This is a genomic window from Leclercia sp. UBA2479, from assembly GCF_002341985.1.
Lineage (GTDB): Bacteria > Pseudomonadota > Gammaproteobacteria > Enterobacterales > Enterobacteriaceae > Enterobacter > Enterobacter pneumoniae.
Genome location: NZ_DDPB01000012.1, coordinates 27374 through 41109, shown reverse-complemented (window position 1 = coordinate 41109; position 13736 = coordinate 27374). Strand labels below are relative to the sequence as shown.

Sequence of the window (13736 nt, the reverse complement as noted above, 5' to 3'; positions counted from 1 at the left end):
AATGACGGAACAAGAAAAATCCTCCGCCGTGGTTGAAGAGACCAGGGAGACGGTGGACACCACGCCACAGTCAGAGAAGACCGAGAACACTACTGCCCAGAAGCGCGACACGAATAAAACTAGCCTTGCGCTAAGCGCCATTGCGATTGCGATCGCGCTCGCCGCGGGCGTAGGTCTGTACGGTCTGGTGAAAAATCAGGCCTCCAACCAGACCGCCACCAATGATGCGCTGGTGAGCCAGGTCACCGCCTTGCAAAAAGCGCAGGAGACGCAAAAAACGGATCTGGAAGCGGTTATTAAGCAGCAGGCCGATGCGCTGACCGCCGCCAATAACAAGCAGGCTGAGCTGACAAAACAGCTGGACGAGGTGCAGCAGAAGGTGGCTACCATCTCCGGTACCGATGCAAAAACCTGGCTGCTGGCCCAGTCCGATTTTCTTGTCAAACTGGCCGGACGTAAGCTGTGGAGCGATCAGGATGTCACCACCGCCGCCGCTCTGCTGAAAAGCGCCGATGCCAGCCTGGCCGATATGAACGACCCGAGCCTGATCAACGCGCGTCGTGCCATCACCGAAGATATCGCAAGCCTGGCCGCCGTTTCTCAGGTCGATTACGACGGCATTATCCTTAAGGTTAACCAGCTGTCGAACCAGATTGATAACCTGCGTCTGGCGGATAACAACGATGACGACACCCCGATGGATTCTGATAGCGGCGAACTTTCCAGCTCTATCAGTGAGTGGCGCATAAACCTGCAAAAAAGCTGGCAGAACTTTATGGACAGCTTTATTACCATTCGCCGCCGTGACGAAACCGCCGTACCGTTACTGGCGCCTAATCAGGATGTCTATCTGCGTGAAAACATCCGCTCCCGCCTGCTGGTCGCCGCCCAGGCCGTGCCGCGCCATCAGGAAGAGACTTACAAGCAGGCGCTGGACAACGTCTCCACCTGGGTTCGCGCCTATTACGATACCGACGATGCCACCACCACCGCGTTCCTGGAAGAGGTGGATAAGCTCAGCCAGCAGAACATCACCATGAATGTCCCGGACAAGCTGGAAAGCCAGCCGGTGCTGGAAAAACTGATGCAAACGCGCGTGCGTAATCTGCTGGCGCAGCCTGGTGTCGCCTCCGAAGCAAATACCGCTGCGCCTGAAAGCGCGCCACAAAGCGCACCGCAGGGAGAGTAACCATGATCAAAGTCTTGTTGCTCTTCTTACTGTTGATCGCCGGGATCGTCCTCGGCCCAATGCTGGCGGGCCATCAGGGGTACGTCTTGATCCAGACGGACAACTACAACGTTGAAACCAGCGTCACGGGGCTGGTGATCATTCTGATCCTGGCGATGGTTGTGCTGTTCGCCGTCGAGTGGATCCTGCGCCGCATCTTCCGGACCGGGGCTCACACCCGGAGCTGGTTTGTGGGACGTAAACGCCGTCGCGCACGTAAACAGACTGAACAGGCGCTGCTGAAACTGGCCGAAGGCGACTATCAGCAGGTTGAAAAGCTGATGTCGAAGAATGCCGACCACGCTGAACAGCCGGTAGTGAACTACCTGTTGGCGGCCGAAGCGGCGCAGCAGCGAGGCGATGAAGCTCGTGCCAATCAGCACCTGGAGCGCGCCGCTGAACTGGCGTCCAACGATCAGATCCCGGTGGAAATTACCCGCGTACGCCTGCAGCTGGCGCGTAACGAAAACCATGCGGCACGCCACGGCATTGACCGTCTGCTGGAGATCACCCCGCGTCATCCGGAAGTGCTGCGTCTGGCCGAACAGGCCTATATCCGTACCGGTGCCTGGGGCTCGTTACTGGACATCATTCCATCGATGGCGAAAGCCGACGTGGGCGACGAGGAACAGCGCGATGAGCTGCAACGTCTCGCCTGGATTGGGCTGATGGATCAGGCCCGGGCCGATTTGGGCAGCGATGGTCTGAAAAGTTGGTGGAAGAACCAAAGCCGTAAAACGCGCCAGCAGGTATCGCTGCAGGTGGCCATGGCGGAGCATCTTATTGAATGTGACGATCATGACACCGCACAGGAGATCATCCTCGATGGCCTGAAGCGCCAGTATGACGATCGTCTGGTCATGGTCATCCCGCGCCTGAAAACCAACAATCCAGAGCAGATCGAAAAAATGCTGCGCCAGCAGATCAAAACCGTGGGCGATCGCCCGCTGCTGTGGAGCACGCTGGGCCAGTCGCTCACTAAACACGGTGAGTGGAAAGAGGCCAGCCTCGCCTTCCGCGCCGCGCTTAAGCAGCGTCCGGACGCGTTCGACTATGCCTGGCTTGCCGATACGCTGGACAGGCTGCACCAGCCAGAAGAAGCCGCCGCGATGCGTCGCGATGGCTTGCTGTTAACGCTGCAAAATAACAGCGTCCAACCGTAGCGCATCAGGAGGCCGTAAGGCCTCCTTTTTTTATCGCTGCAGGCCTGCTACAGTCTGTTCATCGCCATCAGAGAAACGTCCCGCCAATGTAACGACATCCTTTCATCAACCTTTATTCGTACACGCGCTTTGCCGCGTGGATTAAACCGTTTTTGAAAGGACTGTGTTCATGAACACCCTTCTGTACGCGCTCTTGAGCGCGCTGCGGTGCCATCGCTGGCTCCGCCTGCTTGCCTGTGCTTTTATTTTTACCTCACTGGGTAATGGACTCACGCAGGTGCTGGTGTTTGGCCTGTTGCTGGAGTGGCAAGCGCCCCCATCATTACTGACCCTTGCCTGGCTTTTTGCCACCCTTCCCGGCTTTGTGGGTAGCCTGCTCGGCGAAAAGCTCTGCACGCGATTTGCCCCCATCAGGATCTTAATCATCACCGAGTTACTGGGTTTACTGGCGCTGTTATTTCCCCTGCTGGGGATGCACTATCACAGCATCACGGCGCTGCTGGCGGTACAGTCGTGCGAAGCATTATTGAGCGGTATGAGCTGGCCTGCGCTGACGTTGCTCTTCAAACGGGGCCTTCCTGAGCCAGAGCTGTCAGCCGCGACTTGCCTTGAGCATATGATTTTTGCCTCGCAGGTATTGCTGGGCACCGGGCTTGGGGTTTTGTTGTTTCAACATGTCCCTATGGCCGTGTTACTGGCGACAGATGCGCTCAGCTTTGGGGGATCTTTACTGCTGCTTTATCAGACCGGGCAAGCCTTTTCTGGCAAACCTGCGCCTTCAGAGCCCGACACCCCGCAGGCGGTAACCGTGTCCTGGCGAAGCCTCACGCTACGGCAAAAACGCAGCCTGTTACTCTTGCCTGCACTGGCGGCTGTCGGTGCGCCCGCTATGGCCCTCCTTCCTGCACTGGCGCAGCAAATTCAGCCTGCTGACGCTGCCGGTATGGCGCTCCCGTTACTGTTTGCCCGTAGCCTGGGGCAACTTTGCGGGCCGCTGCTGATCAATAAGGAGAGTCTTCCCCGCTATGCAGGTCAAAACCGACCGCTACTGCTTTGTCTGGGGCTATTTTTCGTCGCTTACGCATTTATTCCGGCTCTGCCTGAAAAGCAAGCCATCGCTCTGGGGCTGATTTTTATTGCTCACCTGGCATCGAATATTATCTTTGCGGCCGGAACCTTTGGTGTGCTGAGCAGTTTTGCAGCCACGCATATCTCCGCCGCCAGTGGCAAAGCATGGCGATGGCAAACAGTCAGTGCCTCGGTCTTTACCAGCATCGCGGCGCTGATTGCCGCCACGCACGGGGCGATACAGGCGTTTTATCTGGTGTCGGCGAGCGCGCTGTTGCTGGTCGCTGCCGTGATGATCCGCTACCGGGAATAAACCAAAAAAAACGCCTGCTATAAAAGCAGGCGTTAAACAGGTCTGTTTGACAACATAGTGGTGCTTCACTCAACGTTATGTCCATGGTGTTTGATGAGGCCGAAGCGACATCTGTCGGTGGACGATAAGCACCTTAAATGGCTCTGCATCATTCCTGAGTTTATGAGGCACTAAGGCGAACATAAGAGATGGAATGAGCATCTACATTTATATTATTGCACGTAACGTGCCAACGTCGCATCTGAAAATGGATTTCACTACAACTTTTTAAGTTCTAAGGGATTTATGTCAGTTCATAGGGAATGAGGTAGGAGAAAAAGGGTCAGCGATACAATAAGTGTCTCCTGGTAGCGACACGAAAGGCGTTAAAATAAAATATGTAGATTATTCAAAGCGTTATTTGTCACTCATTCACGACAATGCTGAACGGGATTGTCGGCGATGAGCAACACAGCAGGAAAGGCAGAAAACAAAAAACCCCGCCGAAGCGGGGTTCAAAATTGGTCGGCGAGAGAGGATTCGAACCTCCGACCCACTGGTCCCAAACCAGTTGCGCTACCAAGCTGCGCTACTCGCCGATGTACTGCTTTTTTACTTTTTACTTCAACCCTGCGAATCGTAATTCGTCGGGTGGGATACAAAAAACCCCGCCTTGGCGGGGTCCAAAATTGGTCGGCGAGAGAGGATTCGAACCTCCGACCCACTGGTCCCAAACCAGTTGCGCTACCAAGCTGCGCTACTCGCCGCTTTACTGCTTTTTTGAATTTTTAGTTCAACTCATTAAGTCGTGGTGCGAGGGGGGGGACTCGAACCCCCACATCCTAAGGACACTAACACCTGAAGCTAGCGCGTCTACCAATTCCGCCACCTTCGCATTTCACAACTTTAAATAATGGGGTGGCTAATGGGATTCGAACCCACGACAACTGGAATCACAATCCAGGGCTCTACCAACTGAGCTATAGCCACCACTGCAAATCTTTTCTACGCGGTATCGAAACCACCGCAGCTCCAGCACCGGGTTAATGGTGCGCCCGACAGGATTCGAACCTGAGACCTCTGCCTCCGGAGGGCAGCGCTCTATCCAGCTGAGCTACGGGCGCTTAGCGCCGTTGCGGGGCTGGATATTACGGAGGTCTCGTAGTTCTGTCTAGTGCTTTTTTTAAAAAAATGCGCGTTTGGTTACGCTTTGCGCATTTTGCCGCTTATTCGCCCATATTATGACGCGTGACGTGGCGCCCAAGCCCAAAAAGCTTGTAGAACGCTGTTACCAGCGCCAGGAAGGCGACCCCGACAAACAGCGACATACGGGTATCTTCGTTAAAATACATGCCGATCAATACGCAGACCAGGAACGCCATTGTCGCATAGTTGGTCCACGGGAACAGAATCGAGCGGAACGGATGGCTGGCGATGGCTTTTTTATGCGCTTCACGGAAACGCAGCTGGCTAATCAGGATCACGAACCATGGCACCATACCCGGCAGCACGCTGGCGCTGTAGACATACACAAACACGCGCTGCGGGTTCGGGATAATGTAGTTGAGGCAGGAGCCGATCAGCAGTATCGCAATAGAGATCGCCACGCCCGCTACCGGTACGCCCGCACGCGAGACCTTACCTACCGCCGCCGGAAGCTGGCGGTTCTTCGCCAGAGCATAGAGCATACGGCCGCAGCTATACATGCCGCTGTTACAACCCGAGAGCGCCGCCGTCAGCACCACGAAGTTGATGATGCCTGCCGCCGCCGTAATACCAATTTTGGCAAAGGTGAGAACAAACGGACTGCCGTTGCTACCAATCTCGTTCCACGGGAAGATGGTGACGATAACGAAAATCGCGCCCACATAGAAAATCAGGATACGCCACAGCACTTTGCCTACCGCGCTGCGCAGCGTCACCTGCGGATTTTTCGCTTCACCGGCGGTGATGCCGATCAGCTCTACGCCCTGATAGGACGCCACTACGATACACAACGCCGTCAGAAAGCCTTTCCAGCCGCCGGCGAAGAAGCCGCCGTTCTCGGTCAGGTTGCCAAAGCCAATCGACTCGCCACCATTACCCAGGCCAAAGAAGATCACCCCCAGCCCGACCACAATCATCACGATGATGGTGGTGACTTTAATCATCGCAAACCAGAACTCAATTTCGCCGTAAAGACGTACGGCAGCAAGGTTAGCTAACGCGACCAGCCCCACGGCAATAAGCGCGGGTATCCACTGCGCCATCTCCGGGAACCAGAACTGGACATAGACCCCTATCGCCGTAATTTCAGATATCCCTACCGCCATCCACATAAACCAGTAGGACCAGGCGGTAAGATAGCCGAAGAATGGGCTCATATACCGGTGAGCATACACTGCAAAGGAGCCAGCCACCGGCTCCAGGAATAGCATCTCGCCCATCGAACGCATGATGAAGAAGACGAACAGCCCCGCGATAATGTAGGCGAGCAGGACGGACGGGCCTGCCCACTTCAGGGTGCTGGCTGAGCCCATAAACAGCCCCACGCCAATAGTGCCGCCGAGGGCAATCAATTCGATATGACGAGCTTCCAGCCCACGCTGTAGCTCCGGTTTTTTCTCTGCCATAAATCCTCAGTTGTGCTTGCTACTCTCCCGGCGTCAGCCGGTTATTGTTATGGTAAACATGCGCCATAACAGGCCATGCAGCGTCGACCGTCTGATTGACGGTTGGCGCAAAAAACACCATGGCACTGCGACGGGAGGGAATGGTTTCTTAAAATCGGAAAAATGGCAAACGGTGTGTTAAAAAAATAGATGTATCGTACAATAATGCAGCAGGTTTACAGGTGGGTTGCAGCGCGACCACTCTGTCGCGCTGCCCGGCCAACTTTATAAGCGCCCGGTATAGTGCCAGCGCAGATAACGCAGCAAACGGAGCTGACGCGTGATGCGGCTCGGCTGAGAAAGCAGACGATAGAGCCACTCAAGACCCAGGTGTTGCCACACTTTTGGCGCGCGTTTCACATGCCCGGTGAAGACATCGTAAGTCCCGCCCACGCCCATATAGAGCGCATCCGGACAGACCTGACGGCAGTCTCGCATCAGGATCTCCTGGCGCGGCGATCCCATCGCCACGGTAATAATTTTGGCTCCGCTGTCGCGGATACGTTCAAATAGCACCTGACGATCGTCCGGTTTGAAATAGCCGTCCTGGCTGCCCACGATATTGACGTTCCACAGGCGGCGTAGCTTCTGTTCCGTCTGCGCAAGGATTTCAGGCTTCCCCCCAACCAGGAACACCGGCGTGCCGTCCGCGCCTGCACGCGCCATCAGCGCCTCCCAGAGATCGGCCCCTGCCACGCGGGAGATATTCGCCGCGGGGTATTTTTTACGTACCGAACGCACCACGCTGATGCCGTCGGCGTATTTAAATTCTGCCGCCTCGATCAGTTGACGAACCTCGGGGTTGTCTTCAAGGGTAAGCATCTTTTCTGCATTGATGGCGACCAGGGTGCCAGTTTTGATGTGGCCGCCAGCACACAGATAGTCCAGTGCATGCTGCATATCACGCCAGCCGATCAGTTTCAGACCACGCAGGTCATACTGTGGCGCAGAGGTATTGTCAGTCATTCTTATCCTTACTCAGACTTGCGAGAGCGTTCTGCTGGGTCTTGATTCACGTTTATGCACCAGTCCGGCACTGTCGAACAGCCAGTACAACAGTTTCGCCATCAGCAGACAGGCACCAAAAATCATCATGAAAAAAACCACACGGGAGACGAACGAATCCAGCCCCTCTCGCGCCAGCACGATCATATTGAAAATGGCACCAAAACAGAAACTATGCAAAATCGCGGCCTTATAGCGGTTTGTCTCCTGGTTACCCAGGGTGTAGAGCCAGTCAAACCACTTGATAATCAGCCCCACGACAATCGCGCCCGGCAGAATAAACCAGCCGCCGCCCATCACCACCAGCGAGCCGATAAGCGTGGGGGAGATAGCCAGCCCGGAGTGGTTATTCAGCACTTCCCAGGTAAAGTAGTTGGCAGTATTGAGCACAATGCCTGGTCGGTCTGGCCACAGCCAGGTGGGAATAAAGACATAAAAATCGCGGACAATCGGCGCCAGCCCCTGGAAGTCGATCTTGTCGTAGTTTTGCAGCAGTAACGCCAGATTTTCCCATGGCGAAAAGGTATCGCGGGTGAGGTAGAGGAAGGTGTAAAACGCCTCGTCTCCGCTCACGTCCATACCGTAGCGTTTAAGCGCCAGCCAGAACATCCCCACAATGCCCATCACTCCCGCAGCGGCCAGCATCCACAGCGAAATCCAGCCACGAATAATGCCGATAAACAAGAAGATGGCGAAGGCGATAATAATATTGGCGCGCGTGCCGCCGACGATCATATAGGTCAGCAAGCCAAACGCCACCGTACTGACGAGGAAGAAGAGCCATCCTCGGGCATCCTGGCGCAGGAAATAGACCACCAGCATCGCCGGTATAAAGAAGTAGAAGAACCTTTTCAGCGCTACACCGGACACTTCACTGGAGAAAATCTGGCTGTAAGAGTGCAACTTAAACAGCAAAAATCCGTTGTGCATAAAGAAGATGCCAACGCTTACCAGCGCGATCATCATCAGCATTATCCAGGTCAGATGCGTCTCGACCCGATTCATAGTGAACAACGCGCGGCGCGGCGCGGTGCTGGCGTTCGACCTTAGCCGCGTCTTGTAGGTGACGTAATAGACACCATAGAAACAGGTAGCCGACAGCAGCGCCTGCATGAGAATTTCGGGCGGCACCACGGCGACATCAAAGCGGAAGACCAGGATGCTGGTTAGCGGGAAGCCGAAGTAAAAAGTGAGCAGAAACAGCAACGAGAAAAAGACGTTGAAGTTAAAACGCACGCGACGGAACTCGAACCACGTCAGAGTAGCGATGAAGAGCGTGCTCAACAGCCATACCACCAGCAGGCCGCTGAATTGCAACTGGCTCATTTCTGACCTCCTGAAGCGATCCGTAATGCCTGATGCCAGGGAGCAAGATAGTTCGGGCTGAAAAATGTGATAGCGTTTTTATCAACCAGTGCGAGCTGGCGCTGTGCTTCGCGTACCACCTCTATATTCAGCTCATCGCTGGTAAACAGCACCGGGATGCTCTGCTCAGCCATGTCCTGCCAGAAGGGATTTTCGCGATTCAACACACAGGGCACGCCCGCCTGAATCAGCAGACAGAGTGTTCCAATGCCCTGCTGTCGCGCAAAGATAAAATAGCCTAAATCGCACTGACGCAGCAGCGCCAGATAAGCGTCAAACTCCAGCTTATCACTGAGGATCTGGACATTGTCGGCGCTGAAAAGCCCCAGCGCACATTGGCGCACCTCGGCGATATACCCTTCGTTATGTGCAGGGTAGCCCATCGGCACAACCACATTAACCGTATCGCCAAATTGCTGGTGTACCGCTTTTAGCGCCGCGAGATGGTCATTGCTGCGGTCCCCGGAGTTCCCCACCAGAATGGTTAACTTCCCTTCCCGGCGGATATCCTTCGCCAGACTGTTCAGACCAGGATCCATACGGGTGGGAAAGTAGAGCAACTCACCACGGACAGCCGGATGCTGTTTCGCAAAATAATTGAGATCGCCTCGGGTGGCAAAAACGCACCCTACCCGCCCTTGTGCCATCCGGCGTATCGGGTAAAAGAGGCGGAATTTCCAGCCCCGCGATGCTTCATAGAGGTCGGCGCCCCAGATGTGCCAGCTCACCTGCGAAGGCCGCAGCCCACCGCTTAGTAGTCCCAGCCAAAGCCCGGTATTGAATTGCCCATGGAAGAAAAATCGCTGCTCGCGGTTCGCTTTCGCTTTCGCGATAACGGCTTTTGCCAGGCTGGCTTTATCAGGCCAGACGGTGATAGCCAGAGCTGGAAAATGAGCAACGGAGTCGGGCGTTTGACTAACCACCATAAACGCGCGCGCATCAGGATTACCTGACGCCAGTTGATCGTTAAAAAACCGCAATACGGTCTGGTTATGGTGCAGGATATCCGATCCCAGTACGTGAATCAGTGCAGTCATGCGCGTCTACGCCAAAGTAAAAATACGCCGCAACAGGCAGCGAAATAGACAATATAGGTGGCCATATAGGCCTGGGCTGCCCCCAGCGCACCGTGCGCAGGTATCAGCCAGTAAGAGAACGCAGTTAACAAGGTGAACTGGCTGATTTCCGCCAGGATGTACAACCGCAGCGAGGCTTTCGCAATCACCAGATAGCCGAAGACGTAAGCGCCTACTTTCAGTACATCCCCCACCAGTTGCCAGGCGAACAGATCGCGCATGGGGGTGAATTTGTCGGAAAAGAGGAGCCAGATGGCAACATCGCGCAGCAGCCAGACCGTAAAGCTGGCCACCGCTACGGCAGGTAACACAAAGCGCAGCGAGCGACCAATCTCGCGGGTGATATCCTCGCGAGAGATCAGGCGCGACAGCGTTGGCAGCAGCCAGACACTAAAGGAGGCCGTGATAAACTGCAGGTAGGCGTCGGAAATACTGCTCACCCCCTGCCAGATCCCCACTTCATCCCAGCTGTAGTGCGCCGCCAGCAGGTTTCGCATCATCACATAGGCGACAGGCAAGGTGACTGAGGTGATCAACGCCATCAGGGTAAACTTGCCCAGGCTGCTGGCCAGCATCTTGTCCCACTGCGGCTTCAGATAATGCAGCGGGATATTGTCGCGCCGAAGCAGGAAAAAGCCTGCCGGGATCACCACCAGTGCAGGCACCAACGCCAGCCCCAGCAGCGCCCCTTCGTAGCCGCCCAGCCGATAGCACGCATAATAGGCAATCACGCCGATTATGCTGCCAGAGATGAGCGCCAGCGCGTTACCGGCCGCGTCACGGAACCCTTTCATCAGCGCCAGGAGCAGGTTGGCCCAGGCGATGCCCATCTGAACCAGCGCCACCAGGCGCACCAGCCCCTGGTAGTGGGTGTGCCCGAACAGCCCCTGGCTGATAGGCGCAGCAGCCAGAAGAAAGATGACAGCCAGCAGCGTAGAGAAACCCAGTACCATCGCCGACGAGGTGCCCACCACGCGGCGCAACTGTGCCGTGTCATCCTGGTATTGCGCGACGTATTTGGTCACGCCGTTAAAAATCCCCGCCCCGGCCAGTACGCCAAGCACGGTGACCAGCTGGCGGAAGTTACCCGCCTGCCCAACACCAGAAGGACCATAAGAGACCGCCAGTAATTTCACAACCAGCAGTCCCGTGCCGATTTTGACGAGGGTGGACGCGGCGGTCCACACCGATGCTTTCGCCAGAGACATATCAGCTGAAGTAGCTCAGAAGGGAATTAATAACCGTGCGCTGATTAGACGCGGTAAGGTTGTAGAACAGCGGCAAGCGGAGTAACCGCTCACTCTCTTTCGTCGTAAATCGATCTTCGCCCACGAAACGTCCGAAGGCTTCGCCAGCCGGGCTGGAGTGCAGCGGAATGTAGTGGAAAACGGCCAGAATCTCGGCTTCTTTAAGATAGTCGATCAGCTTGCTGCGATCGTCGTTGTCACGCAGCTTGATGTAAAACATGTGCGCGTTATGGACGCAGTCCGCCGGAATCGTTGGCAGCGCAATACGCCCTTTCTTCGCCAGCGGGGCCAGCGCATCGTAATAGGTCTGCCACAACGCAAGGCGCTGCTGATTGATGCGGTCTGCAGCCTCGAGTTGCCCCCACAGATAGGCGGCCTGCAGGTCGGCCATCAGGTAGCTGGAGCCAATATCACGCCAGGTGTATTTATCCACCTGGCCGCGGAAGAACTGGCTGCGGTTAGTGCCTTTCTCGCGGATGATCTCGGCACGCTCTACCAGCGCGCGATCGTTAATCAGCGTTGCGCCACCTTCACCGCCTGCGGTGTAGTTCTTCGTTTCGTGGAAGCTGAAACAGCCGACATGGCCAATGGTGCCCAGTGCGCGCCCTTTGTAGGTGGACATCACCCCCTGTGCGGCATCTTCTACCACGAACAGGTTGTGTTTTTTGGCGATCGCCATAATGGTGTCCATCTCACAGGCCACGCCCGCGTAATGCACCGGCACAATCGCCCGCGTTTTATCCGTAATAGCCGCTTCGATCAGCGTCTCGTCAATGTTCATGGTATCCGGACGCACATCAACAAAGACGATTTTTGCACCGCGAAGCACAAAGGCATTCGCCGTCGAGACGAAGGTATAGCTCGGCATGATCACTTCATCGCCAGGCCCAATGTCCAGCAGCAGCGCGGCCATCTCCAGCGAGGCGGTGCAGGACGGGGTCAGCAGGACTTTGGCGCTGTGGAAGCGCTGCTCCATCCATTGCTGGCAACGACGAGTAAAACCACCATCGCCGCAGAGCTTGCCGCTGCCCATTGCAGACTGCATGTAATCGAGTTCGGTGCCCACCACAGGAGGCGCATTAAATGGAATCATCTTGTCACCTGTATAGCCAGTAAGCAGTCGCTGTAATGTTGGCGCCGCTCGCAATGTAACGTTTAAGTGCGGCGGTGTTGCCCAACTGGGTCGCCACGCGCAAAGTGGAAAGCTGCTGTTGCTGCGCCCAATGGAGGGCTGCCTGCATTAATTTTGCGCCGAGACCGCGCCCGGCGAGAAGACCAATCCGTCCTTCGCTGTCGTTCAGTTTTCGCAGCGAGACAAACCCCTGGATCCCGCCATCTGCCGCGCGAAACACCAGACAGAGATGGTCGAAGGTGCCTTGTACCGCGTTCTCAATCCACTGGGCATAAAAACGCCCGCTGTCTTGTGGGGCGTACCAGGGCGTTCGAAAACGGCTTTGCGCAAAGGCTTCTGCGGCAAGATGACGAAGCGCAGGAATATCCTGGACCTTCGCCACCTCCGCGCCAGGATTGGTGTGCTGACTCACCGTGATGGCCAGATCAACTTCACCTTCGACAAGGCGAAACCCCTGCTGTTGAAGCGCATCCAGCAGATCGCTACGTTCTGCCGGGATTTTCGCCTGCAGACGTTGCCAGGGGGCGAAATCAGCAGCAGAAAGCGGCGGCGCGTCATCGTTAACCCGTACAATCGCCGACGGAATGCCGAAAAAATCGCTCTCCCAGACGAGAGGATCAATACTGGCGTGGACGTGCACGGAGCAGCTCCAGTAGATACTGGCCATAACCCGTTTTAGCCAGTTGGCTGGCCGCGCGTTTAACGCCGTCGTCATCCAGCCAGCCATTACGCCAGGCAATCTCTTCCAGACAGGCAATTTTAAAGCCTTGTCGTTTTTCGACGGTTTGCACAAACGTACTGGCTTCGATCAGGCTGTCATGGGTACCGGTGTCCAGCCAGGCGAAACCGCGGCCCAGCAGCTCAACCGTGAGGTTGCCCTCTTCGAGGTACATCTGGTTGATTGAGGTGATCTCAAGCTCGCCGCGCTCAGAGGGTTTGACCCGCTTCGCGTAATCTACGACCTTGTTATCGTAGAAATAGAGACCCGTCACCGCCCACTTGGATTTTGGCTGTTTGGGCTTCTCTTCCAGCGACAGTGCGCGGAAATTATCGTCAAACTCCACTACGCCAAAGCGTTCTGGATCCATGACCTGATAGCCAAAGACCGTCGCCCCTTCGGAGCGTGCCGCAACCGAGCGCAGCTTAGGGCTGAACCCCTGCCCGAAGAAGATGTTATCTCCCAGCACCAGGCAAGAGGGCTCGCCGTTCAGGAAGGTTTCGCCAATGATAAAGGCCTGGGCAAGACCATCCGGGCTCGGTTGTTCTGCGTAGGTCAGCGCAATGCCAAATTCGCTACCATCGCCCAACAGGCGCTGATAGGTACTTTTATCTTCCGGCGTGGTGATGATTAAAATTTCGCGAATACCGGCCAGCATCAGCACCGAAAGCGGATAATAAATCATCGGCTTATCATAAATTGGCAGCAGTTGCTTCGATACGCCGCGAGTGATGGGATGCAGGCGCGTGCCTGAGCCCCCTGCCAGAATAATGCCTTTCATAAATCCTCCC

General features: G+C 55.8%; 11 protein-coding genes and 5 tRNA genes. 3 read left to right on the top strand and 13 right to left on the bottom strand.

All coding sequences use genetic code 11. The features are described from left to right. Window position 1 precedes the first annotated feature (1 nt). The 3 genes from hemX (at window position 2) to B3B59_RS17580 (ending at window position 3772) form a co-directional block, all read left to right on the top strand. Complete coding sequence (hemX, locus tag B3B59_RS17590) at window positions 2-1189, top strand: uroporphyrinogen-III C-methyltransferase (RefSeq protein WP_046886528.1); 1188 nt, start codon at window positions 2-4, stop codon at window positions 1187-1189. A gap of 2 nt (window positions 1190-1191) precedes the next feature. Next, a complete protein-coding gene (gene hemY / locus B3B59_RS17585) occupies window positions 1192-2391 on the top strand; it encodes a protoheme IX biogenesis protein HemY (protein WP_040078095.1) in 1200 nt (399 codons plus the stop codon). A 169-nt stretch (window positions 2392-2560) separates the two neighbouring features. Further along, window positions 2561-3772, top strand: coding sequence for an MFS transporter (locus tag B3B59_RS17580; protein WP_286809632.1), 1212 nt, complete (start codon window positions 2561-2563; stop codon window positions 3770-3772). A gap of 501 nt (window positions 3773-4273) precedes the next feature. Here the strand turns inward: B3B59_RS17580 and B3B59_RS17575 are convergent. From B3B59_RS17575 to rfbA, 13 genes are all read right to left on the bottom strand, one after another. Then, window positions 4274-4350: transfer RNA gene (locus B3B59_RS17575), tRNA-Pro, on the bottom strand. Window positions 4351-4441: 91 nt separating this feature from the next. Beyond that, a tRNA-Pro gene (locus B3B59_RS17570) sits at window positions 4442-4518 on the bottom strand. A 42-nt stretch (window positions 4519-4560) separates the two neighbouring features. Beyond that, window positions 4561-4646 (bottom strand) — tRNA-Leu (locus B3B59_RS17565). Between the two features lie 19 nt (window positions 4647-4665). After that, window positions 4666-4741, bottom strand: a tRNA-His gene (locus B3B59_RS17560). Window positions 4742-4798: 57 nt separating this feature from the next. Beyond that, a tRNA-Arg gene (locus tag B3B59_RS17555) sits at window positions 4799-4875 on the bottom strand. A gap of 102 nt (window positions 4876-4977) precedes the next feature. After that, window positions 4978-6363: a bifunctional threonine/serine APC transporter ThrP gene (thrP, locus tag B3B59_RS17550; RefSeq protein WP_046886610.1), complete on the bottom strand. Its 1386-nt coding sequence runs from the start codon at window positions 6361-6363 to the stop codon at window positions 4978-4980. Window positions 6364-6627: 264 nt separating this feature from the next. Then, window positions 6628-7368: a lipopolysaccharide N-acetylmannosaminouronosyltransferase gene (gene wecG, locus B3B59_RS17545; protein WP_046886611.1), complete on the bottom strand. Its 741-nt coding sequence runs from the start codon at window positions 7366-7368 to the stop codon at window positions 6628-6630. A gap of 12 nt (window positions 7369-7380) precedes the next feature. Next, the gene (gene wzyE, locus B3B59_RS17540) at window positions 7381-8733 is read right to left on the bottom strand and encodes an ECA oligosaccharide polymerase (RefSeq protein ID WP_286758291.1); all 1353 of its coding nucleotides are present in this window, start codon (window positions 8731-8733) and stop codon (window positions 7381-7383) included. Further along, the gene (locus tag B3B59_RS17535) at window positions 8730-9809 is read right to left on the bottom strand and encodes a TDP-N-acetylfucosamine:lipid II N-acetylfucosaminyltransferase (RefSeq protein WP_286809631.1); all 1080 of its coding nucleotides are present in this window, start codon (window positions 9807-9809) and stop codon (window positions 8730-8732) included. The genes wzyE and B3B59_RS17535 overlap by 4 nt, the downstream gene beginning before the upstream one ends. Further along, window positions 9806-11056, bottom strand: a complete 1251-nt coding sequence (gene wzxE, locus B3B59_RS17530) for a lipid III flippase WzxE (protein WP_286758290.1) — start codon at window positions 11054-11056, stop codon at window positions 9806-9808. The genes B3B59_RS17535 and wzxE overlap by 4 nt, the downstream gene beginning before the upstream one ends. A 1-nt stretch (window position 11057) precedes the next feature. Further along, a complete protein-coding gene (rffA, locus tag B3B59_RS17525) occupies window positions 11058-12188 on the bottom strand; it encodes a dTDP-4-amino-4,6-dideoxygalactose transaminase (protein WP_046886615.1) in 1131 nt (376 codons plus the stop codon). 4 nt (window positions 12189-12192) lie between these two features. Further along, window positions 12193-12894: a dTDP-4-amino-4,6-dideoxy-D-galactose acyltransferase gene (gene rffC, locus B3B59_RS17520; RefSeq protein ID WP_286809629.1), complete on the bottom strand. Its 702-nt coding sequence runs from the start codon at window positions 12892-12894 to the stop codon at window positions 12193-12195. Then, window positions 12845-13726: a glucose-1-phosphate thymidylyltransferase RfbA gene (gene rfbA, locus B3B59_RS17515; RefSeq protein ID WP_046886617.1), complete on the bottom strand. Its 882-nt coding sequence runs from the start codon at window positions 13724-13726 to the stop codon at window positions 12845-12847. Before rfbA ends, rffC begins: the two co-directional genes overlap by 50 nt. Between the last annotated feature and the right edge of the window lie 10 nt (window positions 13727-13736).